22 protein-coding genes are annotated in these 25,007 nt (G+C 45.8%); all 22 read right to left on the bottom strand.

Going from position 1 to position 25,007, the window contains the following annotated elements:
* Positions 1-103: 103 nt before the first annotated feature.
* The 22 genes from PBAL39_RS03775 to PBAL39_RS03670 all read right to left on the bottom strand — a co-directional run bounded on the left by PBAL39_RS03775 (position 104) and on the right by PBAL39_RS03670 (position 25,006).
* Positions 104-1,141 (bottom strand): helix-turn-helix domain-containing protein, encoded by a 1,038-nt coding sequence (locus tag PBAL39_RS03775; protein ID WP_008238478.1) that lies wholly within the window; start codon positions 1,139-1,141, stop codon positions 104-106.
* 81 nt (positions 1,142-1,222) lie between these two features.
* Positions 1,223-3,124, bottom strand: coding sequence for a nucleoside-diphosphate sugar epimerase/dehydratase (locus tag PBAL39_RS03770; protein ID WP_008238472.1), 1,902 nt, complete (start codon positions 3,122-3,124; stop codon positions 1,223-1,225).
* 21 nt (positions 3,125-3,145) lie between these two features.
* Positions 3,146-4,189: a GNAT family N-acetyltransferase gene (locus tag PBAL39_RS03765; RefSeq protein WP_008238469.1), complete on the bottom strand. Its 1,044-nt coding sequence runs from the start codon at positions 4,187-4,189 to the stop codon at positions 3,146-3,148.
* Positions 4,186-4,695: a GNAT family N-acetyltransferase gene (locus tag PBAL39_RS03760; RefSeq protein WP_008238467.1), complete on the bottom strand. Its 510-nt coding sequence runs from the start codon at positions 4,693-4,695 to the stop codon at positions 4,186-4,188. Before PBAL39_RS03760 ends, PBAL39_RS03765 begins: the two co-directional genes overlap by 4 nt.
* Positions 4,692-5,642, bottom strand: a complete 951-nt coding sequence (locus tag PBAL39_RS03755; RefSeq protein WP_039866026.1) for a hypothetical protein — start codon at positions 5,640-5,642, stop codon at positions 4,692-4,694. The genes PBAL39_RS03760 and PBAL39_RS03755 overlap by 4 nt, the downstream gene beginning before the upstream one ends.
* A gap of 43 nt (positions 5,643-5,685) precedes the next feature.
* The gene (locus tag PBAL39_RS03750) at positions 5,686-6,489 is read right to left on the bottom strand and encodes a phytanoyl-CoA dioxygenase family protein (RefSeq protein ID WP_008238462.1); all 804 of its coding nucleotides are present in this window, start codon (positions 6,487-6,489) and stop codon (positions 5,686-5,688) included.
* Between the two features lie 33 nt (positions 6,490-6,522).
* Complete coding sequence (locus tag PBAL39_RS03745) at positions 6,523-7,566, bottom strand: GNAT family N-acetyltransferase (protein ID WP_008238460.1); 1,044 nt, start codon at positions 7,564-7,566, stop codon at positions 6,523-6,525.
* A 3-nt stretch (positions 7,567-7,569) separates the two neighbouring features.
* Complete coding sequence (locus PBAL39_RS03740; protein ID WP_008238459.1) at positions 7,570-8,805, bottom strand: glycosyltransferase family 4 protein; 1,236 nt, start codon at positions 8,803-8,805, stop codon at positions 7,570-7,572.
* A 113-nt stretch (positions 8,806-8,918) separates the two neighbouring features.
* Positions 8,919-10,283 carry a polysaccharide lyase family 1 protein gene (locus PBAL39_RS03735; RefSeq protein WP_008238458.1) on the bottom strand — a complete coding sequence of 455 codons (1,365 nt, stop codon included), beginning with the start codon at positions 10,281-10,283 and terminating at the stop codon, positions 8,919-8,921.
* A gap of 477 nt (positions 10,284-10,760) precedes the next feature.
* Positions 10,761-11,870: an NAD-dependent epimerase gene (locus tag PBAL39_RS03730; RefSeq protein WP_008238456.1), complete on the bottom strand. Its 1,110-nt coding sequence runs from the start codon at positions 11,868-11,870 to the stop codon at positions 10,761-10,763.
* 19 nt (positions 11,871-11,889) lie between these two features.
* A complete protein-coding gene (asnB, locus tag PBAL39_RS03725) occupies positions 11,890-13,725 on the bottom strand; it encodes an asparagine synthase (glutamine-hydrolyzing) (RefSeq protein WP_008238454.1) in 1,836 nt (611 codons plus the stop codon).
* A gap of 9 nt (positions 13,726-13,734) precedes the next feature.
* The gene (locus tag PBAL39_RS03720) at positions 13,735-14,820 is read right to left on the bottom strand and encodes a glycosyltransferase (protein WP_157273884.1); all 1,086 of its coding nucleotides are present in this window, start codon (positions 14,818-14,820) and stop codon (positions 13,735-13,737) included.
* 39 nt (positions 14,821-14,859) lie between these two features.
* Complete coding sequence (locus PBAL39_RS03715) at positions 14,860-15,921, bottom strand: RimK family alpha-L-glutamate ligase (protein WP_157273883.1); 1,062 nt, start codon at positions 15,919-15,921, stop codon at positions 14,860-14,862.
* Positions 15,872-16,459, bottom strand: coding sequence for a hypothetical protein (locus PBAL39_RS03710; protein WP_008238448.1), 588 nt, complete (start codon positions 16,457-16,459; stop codon positions 15,872-15,874). The genes PBAL39_RS03715 and PBAL39_RS03710 overlap by 50 nt, the downstream gene beginning before the upstream one ends.
* A complete protein-coding gene (locus PBAL39_RS03705) occupies positions 16,443-17,648 on the bottom strand; it encodes a histidinol-phosphate transaminase (RefSeq protein WP_008238447.1) in 1,206 nt (401 codons plus the stop codon). Before PBAL39_RS03705 ends, PBAL39_RS03710 begins: the two co-directional genes overlap by 17 nt.
* Before the next feature lie 12 nt (positions 17,649-17,660).
* Positions 17,661-18,815 carry a glycosyltransferase family 4 protein gene (locus PBAL39_RS03700; protein WP_008238444.1) on the bottom strand — a complete coding sequence of 385 codons (1,155 nt, stop codon included), beginning with the start codon at positions 18,813-18,815 and terminating at the stop codon, positions 17,661-17,663.
* A complete protein-coding gene (locus PBAL39_RS03695; protein ID WP_008238442.1) occupies positions 18,808-20,031 on the bottom strand; it encodes an O-antigen ligase family protein in 1,224 nt (407 codons plus the stop codon). Before PBAL39_RS03695 ends, PBAL39_RS03700 begins: the two co-directional genes overlap by 8 nt.
* Positions 20,032-20,080: 49 nt before the next feature.
* Positions 20,081-21,163: a hypothetical protein gene (locus PBAL39_RS03690; RefSeq protein ID WP_008238440.1), complete on the bottom strand. Its 1,083-nt coding sequence runs from the start codon at positions 21,161-21,163 to the stop codon at positions 20,081-20,083.
* On the bottom strand, positions 21,160-21,750 hold the full coding sequence (locus PBAL39_RS03685) for a sugar transferase (protein WP_008238437.1): 591 nt from the start codon (positions 21,748-21,750) through the stop codon (positions 21,160-21,162). Before PBAL39_RS03685 ends, PBAL39_RS03690 begins: the two co-directional genes overlap by 4 nt.
* A gap of 11 nt (positions 21,751-21,761) precedes the next feature.
* Complete coding sequence (locus tag PBAL39_RS03680) at positions 21,762-23,021, bottom strand: DegT/DnrJ/EryC1/StrS aminotransferase family protein (RefSeq protein ID WP_008238435.1); 1,260 nt, start codon at positions 23,019-23,021, stop codon at positions 21,762-21,764.
* Between the two features lie 11 nt (positions 23,022-23,032).
* Positions 23,033-24,133: a glycosyltransferase gene (locus tag PBAL39_RS03675; protein WP_008238433.1), complete on the bottom strand. Its 1,101-nt coding sequence runs from the start codon at positions 24,131-24,133 to the stop codon at positions 23,033-23,035.
* A gap of 6 nt (positions 24,134-24,139) precedes the next feature.
* A complete protein-coding gene (locus tag PBAL39_RS03670) occupies positions 24,140-25,006 on the bottom strand; it encodes a glycosyltransferase (RefSeq protein WP_008238431.1) in 867 nt (288 codons plus the stop codon).
* Between the last annotated feature and the right edge of the window lies 1 nt (position 25,007).

Here is a 25,007-nt window from a genome sequence, read left to right as displayed (position 1 = left end):
GCAATTGGCAGTAACGGCTTAAAAACTGAGAGCGCTACTACATTTGGCTGTAGTAAAACTAATCAATAAAAGGATACAACTAAACCTGCTGATGATCAAAATGTTACCGTGGATGTTCAAAATTATGCAACCCATAGATCATGAGTCCTCCCGGCTTTCCGGATTCCACCGACCAAACCTTGAACAGGCATTTCAGCTCGAGACTGCCGACGGCAACGTAAAAGATGGGATTACGCACGAAGAAAGCAATCCCATGCTCCACAAAGCCTGCTCTAAAGGCCTCGAGTGCTGCATCGGTTCCAGGGAAAAAGTCGAACAGACTACGCCCGGTGAGTGCTTGCGACGAAAAATTAAAATCAGCGTAAAACTGGCCGGATACCAAAAGGTAATTCATCTCCAGGTCTACCATAGCCACTGCAAAAGGAAGCTGATTGACCATGATCCTGTGCTGCTCATCGACGCCGTTCCGTACCATTCTGACGACCCTATCGGCGGCAAGTCCCGACAGATATCGTTTATAACAAACCGCAAAATTTGCTGGATTGGAAAACCCGAGCATCAGGGAAATCTGCTTTTTGCTACAACCCGTTTCGGTCAGATAGCGTTGCGCAAACTCCATTTGCTGTTGCCGGTAGTAGAGGTATGGGCTGGTCTGAAAGACACGTTTAAAATCGCGCATCAGCTTGGAGACCGACAGGAAATAGCGTTCTGCGAGATGCGGTATGGACGGAAATTCAGATAGGATTTCAGCTTTCAGGTAATCGGCAATCTCATAAATTCGCTTATACTGATGGAGCTGTTGACTGGCACCATCAGTCAATTTGATTATATGAGCAAAGAAGCCGAGGACTCTCCCATTTTCTACATCCGGATAGTAGCTAGCCTCTACCCTATGGCGGTCGCCAGATTCCAAATGGATCTCTGAACTGTAACTTTGTGAAATGCCATCAAGAACTCCCGTTATGTAAGGTTCATGCTGTTCATAACTGATGCCGAGACAGCTCTTAATACTAGTCCCCAACACGTCTTCGGGTACTTTGTTCAACAACCTGAAAAAAGCGGTGTTCGCAAACTTACATAGCAGTTCACGATCCCAGTAAGACAAAAGATTGATCTCACCTGATTCAGGTATGCTCGACATAGGTTCGTTAACTGAAGTCATTTTAAAATCTATCCCAATTAGTTTTAAAATCGATTAACAATATAGGTAATAACATTGGATTCAGCAAACCACATCCATCTCAACGTAGGGAGAGTTTGCACTGATGTAATCCGGGATAATTTCTTTCATCTTTTTCACCAATGCGTGGTCGTCATTCATGGCGTTCATCACAAACAACTCTTCAACCTGGCGCAATACATATAGATAAGGATAGTCAATAACCTTCGAGATTTTGATCTTCTCATGATAGGTCGGAATCACAAGTTCACGCTGGTTGAGCAGCTCTTCGAATAATTTCTCTCCGGGACGCAATCCACTATACACAATCTTGATATCCGTATGCGGCATGTATCCGGCCAGTCGGATCATGTTGATGGCAAGGTCTGCAATCTTCACCGGCTCCCCCATGTCGAATATAAAAATCTCTCCCCCATTGCCCATTACTGAGGCCTCCAGCACTAGTTGAACAGCTTCAGGAATGGTCATGAAGTAACGCGTTATCTCAGGATCAGTGACCGTTACCGGCCCCCCCGCGGCAATCTGCGATTTAAACCTTGGCACCACTGAGCCATTGGATCCCAGTACATTTCCAAATCTGGTGGTAATAAAACGGGTACCATTAGAGGCCGACTGTTGGTTCTGGAGGGACTGTATGTACATTTCAGCAATCCTTTTTGAGGCACCCATTACATTTGTCGGCCTCACGGCCTTGTCGGTGGAAATCATCACAAACTTTTCCACACCAATATCGACGGCCATATCCGCCAGGTTTTTTGTGCCCAACACATTGGTCAGGATAGCCTCTGATGGATGATCTTCCATGAGTGGAACATGTTTTAGTGCAGCCGCATGGAATACAATTTGTGGCTTGTAATGTTCAAATACGCATTTTACACGGCCAGAGTTCTGAATGTTCAGCATCACCGCCGAGCAGCTGATTCCTGGAAAATGATCCGACATCTCAAGCTGCAGCTCATGTAGCGGGCTTTCCGCCTGATCGCAGAGCAATACCATTTCCGGGGCGCACTTCATCACCTGGCGCACAATCTCCGAACCGATCGAACCGGCAGCGCCCGTAATCAGGACTCTTTTTCCCTGTAGATCGGCAATGATATGGGCCGCATCCAGCAGGATCTGTTCACGTTGCAACAGATCCTCAATCTTAAGATCCGGTAGCTGGCTCAGGCGCAGGTTTCCCTTTAGCCAATGTCTTGATGCCGGAACGGAGATCACACGGATTCCGCAAGCCATACACTGCTCTACGGCGCGCTTACGGCCTTCAATGTCACTACAGTCCTCCAGTACGATCATCTTTTCGACTCCGTATTTCTCCTTTAGTGTGGCAATACAGGACGAATGGTATACTTTCTTCTGTTCGATATATTTGTTGGTTCTGTCCGGGTTGTCGTCGATAAATCCGAGCAGCTTAAAGTTCTTTTCTGGAGATGCAGTCAGCCCATGCTTGATCAGCAGCGCCGAAGCATCTGCACCAAAGATCACCAGCACCTCCCTGTTGGTCATGCTAAGCGCTTTGAGTTCGTAAAAAAGCAACTTCACACCAATCCTCATGGCGATCAGTACAGATGCAGAGATGAAGAAATTTACCAGGAGCATCACCATAAACCAAGGCCACTCCAGTCCGAGGTAACTACTTGCGCCCAGGTAGCTAACCGTTCCAAAGGCCAGGTTTGCCAGTAGTACGGCCTTAAATACCCTGAAGACATCAGCAACGTTAGAATACCTGATAATGCCGGTGTGAATGCGCATGACAATAAAAACAGTCATCGTCACTACATTGTAAACCACCAGGCAGAGCAAGAGGTCGGAGTTGAAGACCCATTGATAACCGACGCGACTGATGATCAGGAGTGATAAGCCCAAGGCAAAGCTGACAATGAGCTGATCGATCAGTAGGATCAGCCAGCGTGAATATACTTTCTCACAGAACAAAATTTGTTTCATAATTATAGTTTTAGTGCAGATTTAGACTTTGGCCGTTTCGTTGCGGTATAAGGGAAAAAAATCAACCTGGCTGCTGGCATCAACTCCCATTTGATGGAGCAGATAGTTATATTGAGCGGGGTCGACAATCAGTCGCCAGCTGTGAAATTCAAAGGTTGAGCGTGAAAAGCTTCTTTTCCATTCGTACAGGGAATCTTCTTTATAGCTAAGTCCGCCACCCAGATTATAATAACGCATCCCCTTCTGCCTGCCCATCAGCGTCACTTCATCAATCAACAGTTTTGCCGGTGATTCCGCGCGATATTCCGCTCTGGTACCCAGCAGATGCGCCTGTATAAGGTCATTCGTAAATACAACTATTGCTGCACATACCGGATCTCCTGATTCATCATTGACAAAAAGCAACCGTGCATCATACTCCTTTGAGGATAACATCTGTTCAAAATACGCTTCATCGAACAGGTAACTATCTGCCGCCTGCAAGCGCAGCATATTGTCGTTATAGATGGCGCTAAACACCCTTATATCTTCAGATGTCTTCCCTTCCCTGACATGATACCCACGTTTACGCAATTGCCTGATCTTTCTCTGTACGCGTTCCTGATATTGTGCACGTTGCTCTTCGATCGCAATTCCCAAGTCAAGGGCAACCACCTTTCCATTGTTGGTAATTCCATCAAAATGATCCATGATCAGCCGTTGGTTGAAGAAAGGATGCAACCTGGCGAAAACCGAGACAATCTGTTGTTGCTCCAGGAAAAGAAGGAGCCCAGCCTTGAAGCCCAATATGAGCTGAAGGTCCAGGGACTCATATCTGAGGTTAGAAATCGGTCCTCCGTAACCGTATACGGAAGTCATATCGAAATGGTCCGTACCCGGAATGCTCCGCTTTAGAAAGGGCATGGCAATGAAGTTCTCCCCCTCTTCATATACAAAAAGCAGTGGCACTCCCTGATCAAGGTGAAGGACATGATAAGACCAACTGTGGTAGAAGTCGTAATGGGCACATTGCCGCACGCAGGTGACCCAGGCGTCCTGCTCATCCATAGTGATGACCCTTGTCATAACAAATGTGCTAAGTGTTGCTGTAGGTACGCTTCGCGGGCGAGCTGCATAACGATCCGTTCAGGCTCTTCCGCCTGATGTTCAAAGCCAAAGCTACTATAGATGTTGATGGCAGCCTGGTTGTCTTTATATACCTGAAGCAGTACCCTTTCCAGTTCAAGTTCGCCGAATGCAATATTGAGCATGATGGCTGTGGCCTGCCTGCCGATGCCCATCCCCCAAAATGCAGGTTCACCAATAAAAAGGTGAAATTCTGCTTCCCCTTTATTGATTTTGATGAGTTGCACATTGCCGATGTACCGGCCATTTTCAGAAAGGCAGATGGCGCATCGCCGTTCATCGGTCCTGCTCAGTACCTTATGCATCCATTCTTCTTCTATCTCGCGGGTGACCTGAACCGAAGGTGTGTAATTTGTGAATTTCCAGACGTCCACATTGTTGCGCCAATGGAAAGAGACGCTGGCATCCGAAAATGCAAGCGGCCGTAAAAAGATAGGTGTTTTCATAGGAGTTGTTTCAATGCATTGAGCATTCTTTTCATATCAGAATGATTATACCGATGATCTATAGGAAGTGCAAGCAGGTGTCTGGTGAGGTAGTTTTCGTACATTTTGGGCGTAGTCCATTCCAGCACATTCGGCCAGTAGGTAGCTACATATATCCTTTTTTCGAGCAGCTTTTGGCGCAGTTCGGTAGAGGTGGTCAGCAATGGATATGACATAGGTCCGTTGACAAAAGAAGCATCAAATACATAATCGTTATAGTCCAGGAGGAAGTCGTGGAGGTACATAAAGTTGGCATTTCTCCGATAGCGGCATTCTTTATAATCAACTCCAGTAAGGAGGCGTTCCGTCAGCAACGACATTCTGCGTATGGGGTTATTGGAGAGCTTTTTTTCATTTTCCTGAAAATTAGCATATCCCTGCTCAATTCCCAGGTCTATACTTTTAATAAGGTGAGCAAAGCGGTCGAAGGACACGTCGCGTTCCAGCTTGAGGCGTGTTGGACATTCCGTATAAAGGTAGGCACCATCAGGCACGCCAAAAAACTTTCTGCAGGAATAAAAAGTATCCAGCCCTGCTATGGGTTCAGAAAAAAATGCCTGTGAGTTATCAATTATCAGCGCCTTGAACTTTTTGCTAAGTCCAATGACAGTATCCTGTTTGATCCCGAAGTAATTGGTATATAAAAAACAGGCCCCTGGCTCCAGCTCAAAATCGAGCACCGGATCCAGGTGTTCATTGATGGTATAAAACTGATAAGAGATCCCGAGCTTTCTGATGGGTTCCATGAGGACCTGACAGGTAAAATATGGCAGAAAGATGGATCTGTATTTTCTTATTTTCAGTATATATTCAAACGCATTCCTGGCCGTGTTCAACCTCAGCATATCAGGGTAAAAATCCAGCCCTTTTTCATTTTGTAATTCCAGGTATCCACCTAAAGGCTTCATCTTTGTAGAATAGTGCTGTTGCATGACATCTGCTGCATACGCGTTATCCCTGTCCGGGCTGATACATTCTTTTTGGCACTGGCTGATAATACTCCTGCAAGTCTGCAGGTATGCGCGCATTGTAACCGAGCACCTGTCTGAGCACACCGCTCAACTCCTCGCCGTATTCATATCCCAGAAATCTCGGATAGTCCAGCTGCTGTTTCAGGAAGGGTCTTGTAAAAGCCATTGTAAGCGCTCTTCGTGGCAAATCAGTATGGTTCCTGCCCGCAGCATGCCAAAGGTTGGCATCAAACAGGATCACGCTTCCTTTTTTAGCAAGGGCGCGGTCGGCATGCGCATAAAAATATTCATCATCTGGTTTTTCCTCATGGTGGTGTGATCCCGAAAGGAAATAGGTGGCACCATTGTCTATGGTAAAATCATCCAGGGCAACGAGCATCATCACCATTAGTTTCATGTTGCCAGTAAAGCTGCGGATGTCCCGGTGGACGTTCTGTACGTAAGGGTTGATGTCTTTGACATTGATAACGGCCCCCAAGGAATTGATGATGTATTGCCCGCCTAGCTGCTGCCTGATCTGTTGGTCACAACACTGCTGCTCCAGGAATTTGAGGGCAAAATTATCGGGTTCGACCAGATGGTGCAGGGTACCGTCCATATGGTTGGAAATACCATTTAGGATCTGTATAGCGCGTCTTTTTTCATATGCCGGAGTTAGGGCTTCGTTGATCTCCTCGACAAAATCTGCTCCCAGGGCATTTTCAAAAATTACCCAGCCATGTTCATAAATGGTTTCCTCGAATACGACGAGTTGTGATTGCTGATAATCGAATGTATTGTTCATTTTGTATTTTGGTTTGGTTCAGTTGAAAGCGAATTATTTAATTATTTCTTTTAATCTACCCGCACGGTATATGGGAAAAAAAGAGGATGAGGGGGCAACCTCTGAGGCAGCAGCAAGTTCGTTATAGGTGACCTGATCCCGGACGTAACACCAGATCTTGTCGGCCAGCCTCAGGTCGGAAAAGTAACTTTTAAAGGTAAACAGGCTATCTTGTTTGCCGCTTACCCCACCGCCAAGATGAAAGACTTTCAGCCTTTGCTTCCTGCCGATGTTACTGATCTCGTCTGTAAGCAGTTTACTGGGCGACTCCGACAGGAACTCAGGATCGGTAGCAGAGAGGTGATTCCTGATGATGGCATCTGACAGGAAGATCATTGCACCACAGATCATGTCTGCATCTTTGTAGATGAGGATTAGCTTACAGGAGAACTCTGTGGCGTCGAGTAGTTTCTGGAAATAGCCCTCATCGAAGTAGTAGCTTTCAGAGGCATTCAGACGATCCATATTTTTGCGATACATGTCGGCGAATCCCGATACTTCACTGGACGTTGTAGCCTCCCGGATGGAAAATCCGCGCTGGCGCAGTGCGCGTACCTGCCTGAGGAGACGTTTATGATAGCGGAGGTGTTGTCCCTCCAGCGACTGTTGCAGGTCGATGTAGATCGTCTGCCCATTTTCTCTGAGGCCGCCTATATTTTTTAGCAGGTGTTCTTGATTGAGCAGTGGATGCAGGCGGGAAAACAGACAAATGCACTGCTCTGTTTTCATAAAGGCATCCAATGCTTCCCTAAAAGAGGACGCTGTTTGGGTGGTGACCATCGACAGATCTATATTGGAAATCGGGCCTGCATAACCATAAACAGAAGTCAGGTCAAAATAGGTCGTTCCGGAAATGATGCGTTTGATGACAGGCAGAGCGATGAAAATGACCCCCTGAAGAAACACAAACATCAGCGGCTCACCTTCAACGTTCATCGTATGGTACTCCCAGGTATGGTAAACCTCATGTAAGAGAGAACGCCCGGTGTATTCGTTCCATTCCAGTCGGCCGCGGACGATATGACTTTGGTAATTCATGTATTATAAAATTAAGGATGGCGTTACGTAAGACTGCGGGCTACTGGAGTCGCCGGAGAGTATCTTCAGCATCTGCTTATTTACTTTGTGGACATCAAACTTCTCTTCCGCATATCTGCGTCCATTAAGTCCCATGCCAATGAGTTCCTCCGGGTGAAGGAGGCAATGTTCCATTGTCGCTGAGAGCGCAGCCACATTGGCGGGTGGTACCAGAAAGCCATTTACGGTATCTGAGATGGTGCTTACAGTATCCCTGCAGCCCACAGAATCACAGGTGATGATGGCACGGCCCATCGCCATGGCTTCCAGCAAGCTGCGTGGCACGCCCTCGCCATAATAAGAAGGGAGCACCACCACGGAGGCACTGCAGATGTACGGTCTGATGTCGTTTACGCGGCCCATGTAATCCAGCACTGTCCCGCTTTTGATTTCCTCGAAGAGCGCAGGACTGATGGCGTCAACATTATCATCATAGGGTCCGATCAGTTGAAAGATAGCCTTCGGGTAACGGGCCTTCAATAAGCTGGCCGCTTTGAAGTACTCTTTTACCCCTTTGGTGTTGATCAGGCGCGAAATCATGACAAACGTCGGCCTATGCCGATCAGGTTTCAGATAGTAATAGTGGCTGAGGTCGACACCAGAGCCGTTCACCACCACTGATTTATGATCATGGGATAGGATTCCCGCATTGTAAAGTGTGCCGCGGTCGTCGTGATTCTGAAAAATAATGGTCTGACGTCCGCGGGCCTGCAAGCTGATTTTCAAGAGGATGTGTGTGATTCGCTGCACCATAGTTCTCCGCCCAGCGGCGTTGATGAAGTTGTTGCCCAGCCCCGTTAACATTGGCGTCATGAGCGGCACTCGGCAGTACCTGGCGACCAGGAGTCCATAGATGACTGGTTTAAAAGTGTAAGGGAAAAATACATCAGGCCGAAGGGCACGAATGAGTATTCTCAGCTGCATCATGTACCGGAGGTCAGACCAGACCGATACATTACTGGCCTGGAGATTATTTTCGTACACCCGGACACCAAGTTCATCCAGCCGGCGTCTTATGGTTGGCTGCGTGATGCGGGGTGTAAAAACACTTACTTCCTGACCAGGCAGCAATGCTTCAATCAACCTACCCCGAAAATCAAGCAAGGAACGTGGATCATCGCAGGAAATGAGAATTTTCCTTTTTTGTTCCGTCGTGCCGATACTATCGCTTTCTAATGTTTTTTTGCTGCCCGGTTTCATAAATCAAAGTCATGGATAAACAATAATGGTTATAAACACAAAGTCACCCTGGGTTTGGCCCAGGATGACAAGATGAACAGTGAAAATGCTGTTAGTGCAAAAAGAAGATCTGCTTAGATACTCAGGATCGCTCCTGCGCCGGCAGATATTTTGGCCGGCACATCAGCCGCTGGAATCAACACTGATTTGTACTCGTAGGCAGGCACCCATGTCGAGGCCGCAGTAGACACCCTGTTGGCTCCTGAGCCTTTATAAATATTGGTACTTGCGCCACTGACATATCCAGGTTTGGAGTTGTATTCTGAATAGATCGGAACAGCCTGGTTTTCGAAATAGTTGTTATCTGTACGCACCGTTGCACCCATCGTTACCCCAATGCCATAACCGCTGCCGTTGGATAGGTAATTATTAAAGCAATGCATGTAACCAAACCTTGTACTTGGCTGACGTTCAGAAACATTGTAAAAATAATTATTGTATACAGTAGTACGCAGGTGGCCGATATCATCTGTATTCTCATCACCGAAACCAATCAGCATTGGGATGTGGCTGTCATGCAGCCTGTTCCAAGAAAGAGATACATAATCGGCTCTTTTTCCGACATCAAGGAGACCGTCGTAATATTCCCATCCATGATTCCTGTCTGAAGACAAATCACAGTGATCAACCCAAACATGATGTGCGCCTTCTTTAATGATAATATTGGAAAAACCGACTACATTTTTGATGGTCATGTTCTGGATGATGATGTTGTTGGTACCATAAATCAGCAGCCCCACGCCTACGAGGCTTGAGCCTTTCGTACCCAGTACCGTGGTATTGGATTTCACATTTAGAAATCCCGTCCCTGTAATCTGGCCGGAAACTTTAATGATAGATGGCGAATTGGAGGCCAGTGCTTTTGTTAAGGCAGAGAAACTCGTCACAAGTACTGTTGCCCCTCCTTGTCCTCCTGTGGTATTTCCGTCAACAGCGGCATAGCCAATCATCTTTGAGGTAGAAGCTGAAGATGTTTCCGGAGCCACAGGTGTTACTGGCGCAGTAGGCAGAGCTGTGCTGCCCCCTGCAGTACCATCAATGGTATAAGTGTATTTTCTGCCATTTGTTTTAGGATCTGTGTTATCCGACGCGGAGAGATAAAGACTTCCTGACCAGTGACTAAAACGGCCACTTCCTTTGGTTCTGATGTCCGTGTGCAGACTGTGTGCCGGCCCGATCTCCTTACCATCTTCAAAAAGCCTCAACTTAGAAGCGGTTGTCCTCGTTTCAGTATCACTAGCTGTGCCGAGGTCGACAGATAGTTTGTACGCATACCCTTCATCTTTTCTTGCAGTACTCACATTTAAAACTTTTAATGATGTCCCTGTAGACACCGCACTAGTCTCCCCACTGTTGGTTAACCCGTTAATAGCTGCCACATCCGAATCTTTTTTACATTTACTAAAAGTCAATACAACCAGCAGTAACAGAAGGCTCATGGGCAATCGATTTGTTAGATTTTTTTTTCTTTCCATTTTGTAATTTTAAAAGTATACAATGGTAACGCTTATCCGGCGGTCACTATACACTTCAAAAATTACCTAAACATACTGATTTTCAGTAAGGAACACCCTTTTTACCCACCGGAACAAATGAGCTGTTCCGGTACATTTAATTGATAACATCTCATATTATTATTCATTTATAAGGATTTTACATGGGGTAAATAGAATAACCAGGATGACCACCATTCTACCTATTATCGAAAAATGTTTAACAGTGCAGTTTTAAAAAAAATAATTAAAAAAACGTATTTTATTTTGAAAAACATCAAAATTAGCCTTTGATATAGATGTTAAAACACGCAATTACTGTAATTTTTTGGTCACAAAATAGTTGCTGACACATCGTTATTACATTATTTTTGATGGGATGACTTTAAAATCGAGAAATAATTTGCACAAAAAACCCCAAAATTACACGGGGTAAATCGCTGTCATTTGCTCTCCAGTTGAGGGTTTCTTTTTTAGGGCATTTAATCCATAGAAATCTTTATACCAGGCAACGAAATGTTGCACCCCTTCGGTGACAGAAACCTTTGGCGCATAATTCATCACCTCCTGAATTTTAGAGATATCAGCCCAGGTCTCGGCAACATCACCAGATTGTAACGGAAGATAGTTTCGGATGGCTTCACAGCCCGTATTGTGTTCTATTTCGGTGATGAAATCCATCAAGCTGACCGATTGACCTCGTCCAATATTAAAAAGCCTGTAGGGTACGCAGGAGTTTGAAGGATTGGGTAACAAGCCAGACCAGTCGGGATCTGCTTTTGCAGGGCGGTCTAAGGTTCCGACAATACCGCTGACGATATCGGAGATATATGTAAAATCCCGCTTCATCCTGCCGTGATTATAGATGTCAATGGCTTGTTTTTCCATCATCGCCTTTGTAAAAATAAAGAGTGCCATATCTGGTCTTCCCCAGGGTCCATACACTGTAAAAAACCTTAGACCTGTGGTGGGAAGGCCAAAGAGGTGGCTATAACTGTGCGCCATGAGCTCGTTACTTCTTTTAGATGCAGCATATAAAGATACCGGATGGTCCGCATGGTGTTCAACCGAAAAAGGCATCTGTTCATTCAGTCCGTACACACTTGAAGAGCTGGCATACACCAGATGCCTGGTTTTGTGGAGCCTGCAACATTCCAGAATGTTGAGAAAGCCTACGATATTGGCGTCAACATACGCCTTGGGATTACTAAGACTGTACCTCACCCCTGCCTGCGCTGCCAGGTGACAGACGGCATCGAAATGGCAGCCTTTAAAGATTTTTTTGAGACGTCCATGATCCGTAATGTCCAGTTTTGCGAAATGGTAGTTCTCGTAGCGGCTGCTCTGGAGCAGCTCTCCATAATGGATATCCCCTTTGGTAATCCCCGTCTCTTCCAGTCGGCGGTACTTCAGGCTTACATCATAATAATCATTGATGTTGTCGATGCCAACAACCTCATCACCACGCTCCAGCAGATATTTTGCCACGTGAAATCCAATAAATCCGGCGGTGCCGGTTACCAATACTTTCATACAATCAGCGTTTAAAATGTTACAGATTTTTATACCACACCTCCATACTGAAAATACAGAAGAGCATTTTTGCCCTCTTCTCATCAGAGAGTTTAATTTTTCTGAACCAGAGCCCTTCCACAAACGTCTTTTTGATGATGGAGGGATATAATGCGTCTGCAGCCAGGAGGTAACTGGCCATAATGGTTTTCAGCTCCCGGTCTACCCACGTGCTCAATGGAACTTCAAAGCCTCGTTTTGGCTGGCCAATGAGCTCCTCGGGCAAGTATTTCCTGGCGAGGTCCCGAAGGATAAATTTGGTCTGGATGCCGTTGATTTTAAAATCGTCGGCCAATGAAGGTGCAAACTCAAGCAGTTCCCTGGCAAGAAAAGGACTTCTCCCTTCCAGGGAGTGCGCCATAGTTGCAATGTCCATCTTAGGGAGCAGCCTGCTGAAGAGCATGGAGTCGAAATCCACCAGCAAGAGTTTTTTAAGTGCTGTCATCTCATAACCGTTGATCTTTTCCAGATCAGCAGACATGTTTTTCATCAGTGGCGTCCGGATGAACTCCGACTCATGACCGACAAAGACGTCTGACGAAGCCGAGCAATAGATCCTCACTAGATCTTCGCAACCAGCAAACTTCAACATGCGGTAGATATAGGTGTAACGGCTTTGTTTGTGATGGGCGATGGGCAATATGGAGGTCATCAATCGTGCGGTAGCCTTCATCAGCTTTCCCGTATTAAAGAAATCAATTTTCTTAAAGGGTACGTACCGGCGGTAGCCACCAAACAGCTCATCGGCACCATCACCATTTAACACCACGGTAATGTTCTTTTTTGCCGCTTGCGCAACATAGTAACTGGGGATGATGGAATTGTCGGAGTTAGGCTCGCCATGATTGGTCAGAATTCGGGTAATGTCCTGCTCCAGATTTTTAAAGTCGATTTCGACCACCGTATGATCGGTACAGTACCTGTCGGCCACCAATTTTGCGAGTACAGATTCATCAAATGCCCCATCCATCTTTACGGTAAAAGTCTTCAATCGCTGTGTATGTTGCGCCGCTATTGCGGTTACAAGGCCGCTGTCAATCCCACCGCTTAAAAAAGCGCCTACATCAAGGTCTGAGCTCACAATTCTTCGTTGCACAGCTCCCTGAAGTAAACCATCCAGGCAATGTCGGGCTTCTTCAAAGCCATACTGAGATTTTCGCTGGTATTGATCAGCCATGCGGAACCAGCAATGCTCAGCCCGGGTGCCGTCTGCAAGGTTAACCTCGAGGTAATGGCCATTTTCAAGTGCGGTCACGTTGACATAAGGTGTTGACTTCCGGTAGTGGTGACCAAGATAAAGGTAGTCTGCAAGTGTGTCATGATCAATTTCGGGCTTCACCGCCTGATAGAGGATGTTTAGCTCCGAGGCACACACATAACTACTGCCCTTCTGATAGAGATACAAAGGTTTTTTACCCGCGCGGTCCCTGGCGAAGTAGACTCTGGCCTCGCGGGTGTCATATAACATGAAGGCAAACATGCCATCAAATTCGTCGAGCATTTTCATGCCCATCAACTCGAACATCATCAGGATGGTCAGCGTATCAGAGCCGGACGCCGCTGAAAGACCAAATTGTTTACGCAGCTCCATATGATTGTAGATCTCTCCATTGAACACGATCACAAGACCATGATATGCCATGGGCTGCTTTCCGGAGGCGCTAAGATCCTGGATGGCCAGACGGGTATGGTACAGACTTACTTGTCCCAATTTTTCCGCACCCTGCTGATCAGGCCCCCGATGCCACAGCCCCCGAAACACCTCCTCGTCGCTCAGGCTGCACCGGTAATTTATGGTTCCAAATATGCCACACATAAGTTGTTATTAATCCGTAATTTCTTTTATCAGCTGCATCCATTCTTTCATCACCTTCGCTTCGGCAAAACAGTCTTCAATGTAACGGCGACCATTATCCCCAAGGCTAAGGCGCCCTGCATCGGTCATGTTCATCACCTTCAACATATTCGAAGCCATCAGCTCTGCATTTCCCTGCTCACAAAGAAATCCGCAGTTCGCGGCGCAGATCAGCTCCCTGTTACCGTCAATATCTGATACAACGGTGGGCTTTGCATGAGCCATAGCCTCCAGTATTGCATTGGGCATACCCTCAGAGAATGAGGACAGCACAAAAGCATCCGCAGATTTGAGGTAAGCAGTGCTGTCAGACTGAAAACCCAACAGACTGACATGTTCCTGTATGGAGAATGTGTTGATTACCTCTTGCGGCCAACTGAGCCCAGCCAGCTCGCCAATTACCTTCACGTTGAAATTGTGCCCTTTTAGCAGTGAAATGGCTCTAAACAAAGTCATGTAATCTTTATTCCATCTAAAGTGAGCAATGCAAACCCAGCTAAACACAGGGGACTCCTGAGCTTGATTTGCCAAAGAAACACGCATAGGTAAGTCAGGAAGTGAAATGCCATTATGGATCACCATGCCACGCTTTAATCGCGCATTATGCGCTTCAAAATTTCGCTGTGCTGCTACCGAATTGTAAACCAGTGCATCGTCAAGGCCATTAGTAGCCTGAAAGAGGTATTTCCACTTCCTTGGGATCACCGAGATGCGGATGGTAGAGATCAGGCAGAAGCGATACCGTAGTTTCAGCAGACGAGCGAAGATGATTGCGATAAACATAAATGCAATCACTACGTCAGGTTTAAAGCTAAGCATCAACCTGATCATCCTCCCGATATTGCGCCAGATATGCCCTCGCCATGATTTAAGGAATACTACAGGTATACCCATCTGCTCTATGGCTCCTCCAAATTCGTTGATGGGTTTCAGCGACAACAGTTGTACCTGATGGCCATTTGACCGAAGAAAGTCTGCAATTTTTAATAACTGTGTTTCTGCCCCTCCTTTGCTCATGGAAGGTGTCATCAGTATAATCCGCATAGAAGTGTTCATGATAATGGTGTTAACTATCCCTTTAAAAGCAGCTCTGATTCATCCCACCGGTGCATCATCTAGGTAAGCCTTTACTTGTTTGGATTTTATACTGAACACGACATCTACATATTTAACATCCCATGAGTTGCGGAAGCTAAAGTTTTGTTTATAAAAGGCGTATGCTTTCTCTTTAAGTACCATTGGCGGGTTGGGCTGATAAAAAGGGCTCACCTCCAGGTAAATGGGCTCGGTAGCCAGATCGTCGTTTGCCCAGGTGATGTCAAATGCTCCTGTGGTCAGCTTGAGGGATTTGAAAGTATCAATGATGTGCGCGCGCCATTGCTCAGGAAAAAAGTCAAAGTCTACTTTACTCCCATAACTTGTTGACGTCGGCTTCCATTCCTCAGCAGTATTGATCCTCCAGTAATGCAACACGATATCCTCCTTCACCAAAATAACTCTCAGGTCCTTACGCATATTAATCAGCTCCTGGACAATGATGTTTTTATTCTCCATAACGAACTGATCATTGGAGACCAAGTCAGCGAGATCAGACCAGGAATCAATCTTATATAACCCCTCCGAGGAACAGGAATGTTCAGCCTTGATTAAAAAAGGGAAAGTAAGGTCGGCAGACAGCAAAGCTTCAAAGCCCTTAAAGATGGTTGTTCTGGGCTCATGTACCTTAGCAGATCTGAACAGGTGATGCATATGCGCTTTATTTTCCCAGAAGACAGCTTCGCTGTTTTTGGGAAATACCATATTTCCCTGCGCTTCCAGACGATTGGTGATGTGTTGCAACACATCGGTGTAATCGTCAAAGCCAAAAACGTTGTACCTGTTACTGATGGTATAAAATATCGCCTTATGATGGCAATGGCCAATGTTCAGACCCGCAACAATGCGAAAGCTAACGCCTGCATCAAGCAGCCCTGCAATGGTTGCTGCATCCCATACAAAAGCGTCGGAACAGAGGTAACGGAATGACTTCTCCGGAATCCAGAGTACTACCCGGGCGTTACGCCGGTAAGCGCGCCATAATTTCAGCCAACTGAGCGAGGCCATTACCCTAAGGACACGGGACAGTCGCTTTAACACTTTGATTGTCAATTTTATCATCAGAATTAATTAAGGATATTTCTTTGATGCCCAGATAGGCCACCGGCAGTGCTTTCAGATCGAGAATCAGGTCCTCATAAAGGTTGACATTCCCAAACTCGTGACCATGACTCAGATCGTCGATATAAACGACTTTCAGTCCGCGACAAAGTAGTTCAGTAATGTATTCCAGTTTTTCCTGTGGATCTGCGACGAGAATGACGTTGCGACCAGGTAAGCCGTTTCCGGATAACCATTGGCAGGTAACGCGATAGTTCAGGTAACTTCTTGCAGACAGGAAAATTAATGGCTGTCCCTGATGCATCTTTTCCAACAGGTAACTGCGCATCCCAATAAAAATGGGAAGCGAGCGATAGCGCTTGTTTTCAGCACTGTAATGTCTTTGTTGCAGCGAAGGCCAGGTGTGTGCCAGGGTATTGTCAATGTCGACAAGGTAAACTTCTGTATGCCTGCCGAGCTTTCTGATCAGCTTGCGAAACCTCGCTTTAAAGAAAAACCTGCCTAGAAAGTAATACAGGTTTTTAACCAGCCGTTTCATTGACGCCCTCCAAAACCAGGTTCATCTCAATACAAGCTTTGATACTTTGAATAATATAGTCATTCTCCATCCTGGAACGGGATGCCAACCTGATATATTGGCCCTTAAGCCCTATTTTATCATCACAGGTCCGCACATAGATCCCGTATCCAATCAACAGTTTGGCAACAAAGTCGGTAGACCGGATGCCTTCCTGCAACTCAATCAGCACGAAATTAGCCATGCTCGGATATACGTTAATGCCGGGCAGCTGCTTGAGTTCCTGGATGAAGTCCAGCGTTTCCAGGATGTATTTGATTCTTACCTTATCGTACCTCACTGCGAAATCCTCCCGGGTATATAGCCTGAAGAAATATTCGGCAAAACCATTAGAATTCCACAAGTAACCGTTATTCAAAAGTTTCTGCACATAGCTGGCATTCATGATGCCATATCCTGCCCGTACACCGGCAATACCAAAGTCCTTGGACATACTTTTAATGACGATCAGGTTAGGGTATTTATCGACCAGGTGCGACAATGACACCAGCTGATAATTCTCCGTTTCGTATGCAAAATGAATGAAGCTCTCATCAACAATGATGTTTTTGACGAAATGCAGCTCCTCAAGGATGCGCTGAACGTCTTTTATCCTTGTATATGCACCGTTTGGATTGTTGGGATTGATGAGCACAATGGTGTCCGGCTGTTGCTCCCTCACCTTTGAAATGTAACGGTCGACGTCCAGACCGTAGTCTTCTTCCCGGAGCAGCTCATTAAAGACTACCTCGACTCCCTCCTTTACATATTCATAATAGGAAGAAAAAGTAGGGATATTGATCATGATCTTCTTCTCCGTAAAATTGTGGACGACAGCCTGAATGATCTCGATGGCACCATTGCCAATGAAGATATGACTGGCATCGATATGGAGGAAATCGGCCAGGATCTCAGCAATCACGGCATTTTGCGAAGGATAAGATTCCAGGAGATCCCTGATCTTGGCACCATTCAACACTTCTGCTTCGAAGTATTCCAGAAAAAGGTCTGTGGCGTAAGGGTTAGAAAGAAAACAGGCATCCACCTTTATGGCAACCTCTGGCATCTTCTGCCGGAAGGTAATGATGCTTGGCGAGTGTGACCCCGCCTCATCCTTCAGTACTTCCAATTTCTTCACAATTTTCAATTCGTGCTCAGTAAATTTTATCATGTTGATTCCATTTTAATAGGTATAATAATCCAGTTGATCTGTTGCCTGTGCGGATTTCCCCAACGCCTTTTCGTAAACCAGAAGGTGGGCCTGGGCGGAAATCCGGATGTGGTACCTGGAGCTGAACTCCGCTTTACCCTGGGCACGGATGGCATCTTTATCAGGATGGTAAACTGCCTTTTTGAGTACATCCCTATATGCGGAGACGGTCAGATTTTCACTTAAAAATCCATTGACACCCTCTTTGATCATCTCTGGAATACCTCCAACAGGCGTGCAGATGGGAATACATCCCATGGCAAAACTTTCGATTAGTGAAATCGGCATCCCCTCGTATACGCTGGAAAGGCAAAAGAAGTCGGCTATACGAAGGAAATCGGCCACGTCCTTTCTTCCACCCAAAAAGACAATATTGGCGTCGCTGCCTACTTGATTTTTTAAATTATCGTACAATGGCTCATCCTGCACCTGACCAATCAGCAGCAAGCGACACTGCTCCTTTTCGGTTTTGTTAAACGCCTGCACAGCTTTTATGAGCAGCATCTGATTCTTCTCTACGGAGATTCGGCCAACGTGCAGCAACAATATGGGAGCAACTGAACCGGCACTGGTCTTCTCACCTGGCAAAATGTCTTCGTTGGTAACAACGGGTTCATGACGTCCATTTTCAATCAACACCTCATTTTCGAGGCCGTAATACTCATGGTATGTATAACTACCATTTATAGAGATGGTTACTGCCCTCACCTTACGAAAAAAGTAAAACAGCTTTCGCAGCGATTTGGCCAGATATCCGGGACATTCGACCTGGGCGATATTGTGAATGGTATGAAAAAAAGCTGCTGTGCTGAACAAACCGATGGGCATCAGGTATTCAAAAGCGTTAAGATGGCTGTGGACTATATGTGGGTTAAGGTTCTTTAGCCATGTTGTTAACCGGATGAGCACAGCCAGACTAAAGCCAGGTTGCTTTCCGAATGAAACATAACTTACCTTTTTATCAATTTCCTTAGAAAAATGATCTGTACCAGAATGATCGCTCAGCGAAACAAGCCAGACATCATTTTTCTCACTTTTGGACAGTTCATTACAAAGATCAATCACAAAGCGCTCTGCTCCACCTAGAGTTAAGTTACCGATGACATGGACGATTTTAATTTTACACATAGGCCATTTTATTGAACGGAGCATCAGGCTGCAGGATTTGTTGTTCCTGCTGACGGTACTGATGTATCATTGCGAAATAGAGAAAAAGCGTCGGGCCATCTGCAGCAATGAGCCATGGATTATGAGACAAAGCATTGATGGATACCCCAATAAACGAAAAACTAAGTGCCACGAGCATGGCATTCGCAGGGTTTCTGATGAAACGGATGGCATACACGATAACGGTCATTACTTTGAAATAGATCGCAATGAGCAGTCCCAGGCCTAGAAAAGGTCCCAGATAGGTGAAGAACATCAGATAGGCATTGTGTGACGTAATGCCTGACGCAAAAACGTAATCGCGATAGATGACATCACCCCAGCTCTTTCCATAAAAGATCAGTCCATAGGGATAGTCAAGGTAAATGCGCAGGTTTTCTTCCACCAGGCCGGACCGATTGTATGCTGCGTCATTATGGACATTTTTAGTGACGATATTTTCCATGTTACCGAGATTGTCTTTCAGAACATAATTGTAAATACCGATGCAGATGATGGTTACCAACGACAGTGAAAACAAGGCACTACTTCCGTAATAGAAAAGCATGAACACTGCTACTACAGCCATAAAAGCGATAAATGCCGACCGCTGCATCCCCAGAAACAGAAAAACAATACAAAGTAGAAACACAGTGCTTTTTATAATGAAAGGCTGACGATATACGCAGGAATGGATGAATGCGAAAGACGTTAACGCAGCAACCTGGTAGCCGAAAGTAAACTGGTAGATGGATATACCAGAGGGGCTTTGCTGTATGGGCTCTCCCATTAAGAGCGTACGTAGCACAAAGGTATTGTCTACAAAATGATCCATCACCATAACCATCGAAGAACAGACCAGCCATGCGAAGAAAACATAGATAGTCAGTCGAAGCCGCCCGGAATCATTACCCACATAATAATTAAAGAAACAGACACACAGGAAGATGGCAATTCCATGTGCCGCAAAGCTATTGATTGCCGATAGCCCGACAACATCATACAATAGACAGGCAACGAGCAAAAGTAGCAGCGTTCTCCCATATCTGAATCCAGTAGGCAAGTCATCTTTACAAAACAACAGCAAGGGCAGGCAGAAGATCATAGGAGCCGGAATCCTGAATATTGGCGTCATGAATATGCCAAATGCAAGGGTATACAGATATAGTAAGACCAGTACTGTGGTAATGATTTTCATCGGAATGGTTTTGTTGATTATTCAGTTAGGCATCCTATGTCGGATTGTTTCAGTCCTGCAAGGCGGCCTTGAGCTGATGAATAAATGCGCCGGAATCGCCTACCGCCATTTTATAATATTCCTGTCCTTGTCGGGCGACAGCATTGAGCTCCTTATAATTGGTGACCAGCATGTCGATGGTGTCTTCCAGGTTCATCATATCCCATGACACGGGTATATAAGTTTCTTGCGCCCTGTATATATCGGGAAAGGTTTTCAGGTGGTCCATGTCCGGCTTTACCAGTAACGCGCCGGATATAAAGGTTTCAAAATCGCGGTAGCAAATCTCACCCCATCCAAAGGGGCTGACACTCAACTTTGAGCTGCGTAGCTCCCTCCAATAGCGGTTTTTACTTACATTTTTGCCTCGGGCAATATTCAGTTTGAGCTGATCAAAAAGGGCGATCAGGTAGTTGCGTTGATAAGAGATGTGCTTCGCGCTTTTCAAGTCCTGATGTAGCGTACCGCGAAAAGTAAGGTCGTATGGTCTTGCGCTCCCTATGTCGGTATATCTCGGTGGATACCAGCGATAATTTAGGTAATTGCTCAGACGACTTAACTTATAGCCAAAGTAACGGTAATCATTGAACCCGATATTCCAACCAAGTTTTAACTTATGAAGCTGGTGTTTGCTGCAGCGGACAAAGCTATGACGGGTATTTCCGATTTCGGCATCAAGCCATACCCTAAGTGACGCTTCAGGATGAATATCAGTATACTGATCCATATCTTTCAGCAATTGTTTCTTTAGGAGTACATCTACGAATGGCAACAGAGCAAGATCGGCACACCCGGATGAGTCTGCTGCATCGAACCATATCAGCCTTCCGCAGTGTTTCTTCATCAGCTCGAGGTAGCTGATCAATTCGATTTCATTTTCAGTATTTCTGCGTGCCAGGTTTTGCCATCCATTTTCAAAATAGCGGGAATGGATCATGAGATAATCACTATCCCTCAACCCCGGCTGCATGTGATGTGTGTAGATCTCAACTTTCAGCTCCTGATCCAACAAAGAACGGCGCCACCTGTGTAAGGGGTGTGTTTCGCCGTAATATCTTTTTGATGGCCAATCGAGCAACTTTAGTACTTTCATTTCAGAATAATACTTCTCAATGTACAGCTGATAATTTTCAGATCAATCCACAAGCTATGGTGATCGACGTACCTGAGGTTTTGGTTGATCTTAAGGGGAATAATGGTATGGATGTAAAAGGCTTCCGGGTCGTCTGTTCCCGCGAGCAGCTGGCTTTCGTTAACAAAAGCGATTGATGCCCAGTCAGTAATCCCAGGTTTCACAGACAGCACCCTTTGTTGTTCAGGGTCGTACAATGCCACGTATTTTGCAACTTCCGGTCGTGGTCCGACAAGGCTCATGTCTCCAATTAGAACATTGAAAAGCTGAGGCAGCTCATCGACTTTATATTTACGAAGCCAATATCCGATTCTCGTGACGCGGCAATCTGCATCACCAACGGTCAACAAGCCATGTTTTTCAGCATTCAAATACATAGTCCGGAATTTAATCAGTCTAAAGGGTTTTTGCTTGAGGCCGACCCGTACCTGTTTGTAGTATATAGGTCCTGAAGAATCCAGCCTCAGCAATATCGCCACAACAAAAAATACCGGGGCTAGGAAGAACAATGTAGAGATAGCAAAAAGCACATCAAACAACCTTTTCATAATCAATGACTTTACAGTGAAATCTTAACTAATTCATTTATGTCATTCAACAGCACTATTCCTTTCACCAAACGTACGCAGCTGACTACCGAACTGATGATGTAATCGATTTCGGTTTCGGAGAGCTGCGGATATATGGGTAGTGATATTTCGCAGGAATACTGTTTGTAGCTATTTGGATAATGCTCTATCTCGTAGCCGATACTTTTGAAGTAAGTCAGCATTGGCATCGGCATAAAGTGAACATTTACAATGATGCCAAGCGCCACCAATTCGTCAATGACGCGATCTCTCTGTGCTTCAGTGATGTCGTTAACGCGTAAGGGGAAAATGTGGCAGGATGACTCGCGGTGTTCGTCCTCCATTACAGGCTTTATGAACCAGTCGTAGGCATCGAAGGCAGCACAGTACTTCATAAACACCTGCTTACGTAGAGGTAGCAACGTATTTTTATACTTCCTGACTTGCGCCAACCCTATTGCAGCGCATATGTCGGGCATGTTCATTTTGAAACCTTTAAACAAAATATCGTATCTCCAGTTGGCGCCGGTGGATTTTGCAAACGCATCTTTATTCTGGCCATTCATGGAAAACAATTTAAGAAATCGATACTCCTCTTGGTTATCAAAACACTCTGGAAGATTAAGGCAGATACATCCACCCTCAGCAGTAGTAATGTTCTTGACGGCATGAAAAGAAAAAATCGTCACATCACTTTTTCTGCTGGCAGGTAGTTGATCAAAGTTGGAGCCTATTGAATGGGCGGCATCGGCAATGAGCAGTATCCTGCCCAGCAAGGCCTGACGGCCGGAACCGGGGACAAAAAGAGACTGGTACTCCGTATCATTCACGATAGACATCAACTCATTGTACAGGCATGGCAAGCCGGCGATATCGACAGCAATGATCGCTTTGGTTTTTGAGGTAATCTTACTTTTCACCATTTCGGGGTCGATGGTAAAATCGTCCAGAATGTCGACCATGACCGGCGTTGCGCCACAATGAAGTACACAAAGGGCCGTTGCGCAATAAGAATATGCGGGTACGATCACTTCATCTCCCTCACCAACCCCATACCATTTGAGGGTGAGAATGGCTCCAGAAGTCCAGGAGTTTACGCATATTGCAGCATCAGCGCCCGTGAGCTCCAGAATTTCAGACTCCAAAGCCTTCACTTTCGGCCCTGAGGTAATCCAGTTGGTGTGAAGTGAGTGCAATACCTCATCAATCACTGCCTGATCGATGAATGGTGGTGAAAATGGAATATTCATATACTTTAGGTTTATTTGGCCAGGATCAACTCCTCCCACTGATCAGAGATCACTTGAAGGGAGTTTGTTTCATTGATAGTTTTTGCATTTTGCCCAAGATAATGCCTTAGGCCTTTGTTGAACAGCACTTCAAACATGGCCTTCGTCATCGCGAGGGTATCAGCGACAGGTACGAGGAGTCCATTGTTTTCATGCGTAATAATTTCTGAGGGCCCAAACTCACAGTCGGCAGCAATACAGGCACATCCTGCAGCCATGGCTTCGATCAGTGCATTGGGATAACCTTCATTCCTGGAGGGCAACACAAAAAGCGATGCCTGCGCATAATAGTCCTGAAGTTCATCTTTTGCTCCAGGAAGGAATACGCGCCCATCCAGGCCCAAGACGCTGATCTGATCTTCAAGTTGGTTGCGTTCTGGCCCATTGCCAAGAATGAGGAGATCAATATTGTTTACTTTCAATTGACTGAAAGCAGTGATGAGGAGGTCGAAGCCTTTCACCTTCGATAGCCTTCCTACACCGAGGATGAATTTTTTATGGTGTACACACTGCTCAGTGGTTTCCTTGAATTCATATACAGGGTTTTTGATGATGTTATAGTTCAGCAGTTTGCTAAAAGTCCTGTTCTTTTTCAGACAGATTTCAATCCCTTTAGCTGGCAGTACTATGGCTTTTGACCGACGATATACCCGGTAAGAAAGCTGCCTCAGGAGATAACCAGAGCTGTTAATGGTATGGTCTGGAGTTGTTCTTTCGGACACGATATAGGGAATACCGAGCATCCCGCAGCAGATTCCAGTCCAGAGGTTCGCGCTGGTCATAAAAGAAATTACGCAGTAGGGTTGGATTTTCCTGAACAAGCGCAGCATGCGTGTATAGGTAAGCGCTGCATACCTGATCCGGTTGAGCAGATGCTGATTGTCAGCTCTGCGCATCAACGAAATCACCCTGACGTCTGCAGCTATGGGATAACCGGGATTGGCCTCATCTATGCAGATGATTGTCACCTCATAATCCCGGGAGCTAAAACTGTTACTGAGGGTAGACAACACCCGTTCGGCTCCTCCCTTATGCAGCGAATAAATTACAAAAACCAGCTTTGTCCTTTCCATGGCCTGTTATAATAAACTGCTGATAGTTGTCCATGCACTGTTCAGCTTCAAGGTTCTGAGGTCAAACAGGAAATATCTCTTTAGGTAGAACCGTAACAATGCCTTCCTGAGTACCGTCGAATATCTAAAATTGCGGATCATCAGGTTAAAGTCCATGATCATCCTGCGCTTGCGGACCCGGGAGTCAATCATGCTCCACACACCACCGGTATGCAGGCGGTAACAGGCCATCAGATCGGGTAAAACGTAAATCTTCTTGCCGGAGGCTGCCAATGCATACAGTTTAAACAAGGTGTCTGCTCCGTAGCTTTTATGATACCAGGCTTGTCGGCCGATGGCGTTCACGGCGTCTATATTGCGCATGACCATGGAGCAGGTACGCGTTTCTTCACGCCTGCCCAGCAGCAGGTCATGATAGGAGAATTCCATTCCTTCCCGTTCTTTTTTGCAGTATACCTGTTGCTCCTGCTCATCGATAACCTCTGTATGGTGGCAACAGATCACATAATCAGGATGTTTTTCAAGAAAATCCACCTGTTTCTGCAGTTTGGCTACATCGGTCCAGAAGTCGTCACCATCACACATGGCAATATATTTACCATTCGCAGCCGCCAATACCGCAAGCTGATTTTTGATAGCGCCAACATTTCCTTCGTGCGTTATGAGATTGATTCTGCCAGGGTACTTTTTTATGTAAGCTTCAATTAGCGCCCTAGTGGCATCTGTAGAATAATCCTCACCGATCAGGATCTCATATTTAAAAGTTGTTTCCTGCATCAGAAAGCTCTCCAGCGACTGTTCGATATATTTTTCGTGGTTATAGGTGATGCAACAGATGCTCAGCATCAGTTCTTCTGTGTCGTTAGAGGTCATA

Origin of the sequence: Pedobacter sp. BAL39 (assembly GCF_000170795.1) — a bacterium.
Classification (GTDB): domain Bacteria; phylum Bacteroidota; class Bacteroidia; order Sphingobacteriales; family Sphingobacteriaceae; genus Pedobacter.
Note: the sequence above shows the minus strand (reverse complement) of the source record. Positions and strands in the feature narration are given on the sequence as shown.

Excerpts from the sequence above, each read along its gene's own strand:
- PBAL39_RS03775 (WP_008238478.1), bottom strand. The coding sequence starts at position 1,141 with ATGTCGAGCATACCTGAATCAGGTGAGATCAATCTTTTGTCTTACTGG.
- PBAL39_RS03770 (WP_008238472.1), bottom strand. The coding sequence starts at position 3,124 with ATGAAACAAATTTTGTTCTGTGAGAAAGTATATTCACGCTGGCTGATC.
- PBAL39_RS03765 (WP_008238469.1), bottom strand. The coding sequence starts at position 4,189 with ATGACAAGGGTCATCACTATGGATGAGCAGGACGCCTGGGTCACCTGC.
- PBAL39_RS03760 (WP_008238467.1), bottom strand. The coding sequence starts at position 4,695 with ATGAAAACACCTATCTTTTTACGGCCGCTTGCATTTTCGGATGCCAGC.
- PBAL39_RS03755 (WP_039866026.1), bottom strand. The coding sequence starts at position 5,642 with ATGAAGCCTTTAGGTGGATACCTGGAATTACAAAATGAAAAAGGGCTG.
- PBAL39_RS03750 (WP_008238462.1), bottom strand. The coding sequence starts at position 6,489 with ATGAACAATACATTCGATTATCAGCAATCACAACTCGTCGTATTCGAG.
- PBAL39_RS03745 (WP_008238460.1), bottom strand. The coding sequence starts at position 7,566 with ATGAATTACCAAAGTCATATCGTCCGCGGCCGACTGGAATGGAACGAA.
- PBAL39_RS03740 (WP_008238459.1), bottom strand. The coding sequence starts at position 8,805 with ATGAAACCGGGCAGCAAAAAAACATTAGAAAGCGATAGTATCGGCACG.
- PBAL39_RS03735 (WP_008238458.1), bottom strand. The coding sequence starts at position 10,283 with ATGAGCCTTCTGTTACTGCTGGTTGTATTGACTTTTAGTAAATGTAAA.
- PBAL39_RS03730 (WP_008238456.1), bottom strand. The coding sequence starts at position 11,870 with ATGAAAGTATTGGTAACCGGCACCGCCGGATTTATTGGATTTCACGTG.
- asnB (WP_008238454.1), bottom strand. The coding sequence starts at position 13,725 with ATGTGTGGCATATTTGGAACCATAAATTACCGGTGCAGCCTGAGCGAC.
- PBAL39_RS03720 (WP_157273884.1), bottom strand. The coding sequence starts at position 14,820 with ATGAACACTTCTATGCGGATTATACTGATGACACCTTCCATGAGCAAA.
- PBAL39_RS03715 (WP_157273883.1), bottom strand. The coding sequence starts at position 15,921 with ATGATAAAATTGACAATCAAAGTGTTAAAGCGACTGTCCCGTGTCCTT.
- PBAL39_RS03710 (WP_008238448.1), bottom strand. The coding sequence starts at position 16,459 with ATGAAACGGCTGGTTAAAAACCTGTATTACTTTCTAGGCAGGTTTTTC.
- PBAL39_RS03705 (WP_008238447.1), bottom strand. The coding sequence starts at position 17,648 with ATGATAAAATTTACTGAGCACGAATTGAAAATTGTGAAGAAATTGGAA.
- PBAL39_RS03700 (WP_008238444.1), bottom strand. The coding sequence starts at position 18,815 with ATGTGTAAAATTAAAATCGTCCATGTCATCGGTAACTTAACTCTAGGT.
- PBAL39_RS03695 (WP_008238442.1), bottom strand. The coding sequence starts at position 20,031 with ATGAAAATCATTACCACAGTACTGGTCTTACTATATCTGTATACCCTT.
- PBAL39_RS03690 (WP_008238440.1), bottom strand. The coding sequence starts at position 21,163 with ATGAAAGTACTAAAGTTGCTCGATTGGCCATCAAAAAGATATTACGGC.
- PBAL39_RS03685 (WP_008238437.1), bottom strand. The coding sequence starts at position 21,750 with ATGAAAAGGTTGTTTGATGTGCTTTTTGCTATCTCTACATTGTTCTTC.
- PBAL39_RS03680 (WP_008238435.1), bottom strand. The coding sequence starts at position 23,021 with ATGAATATTCCATTTTCACCACCATTCATCGATCAGGCAGTGATTGAT.
- PBAL39_RS03675 (WP_008238433.1), bottom strand. The coding sequence starts at position 24,133 with ATGGAAAGGACAAAGCTGGTTTTTGTAATTTATTCGCTGCATAAGGGA.
- PBAL39_RS03670 (WP_008238431.1), bottom strand. The coding sequence starts at position 25,006 with ATGACCTCTAACGACACAGAAGAACTGATGCTGAGCATCTGTTGCATC.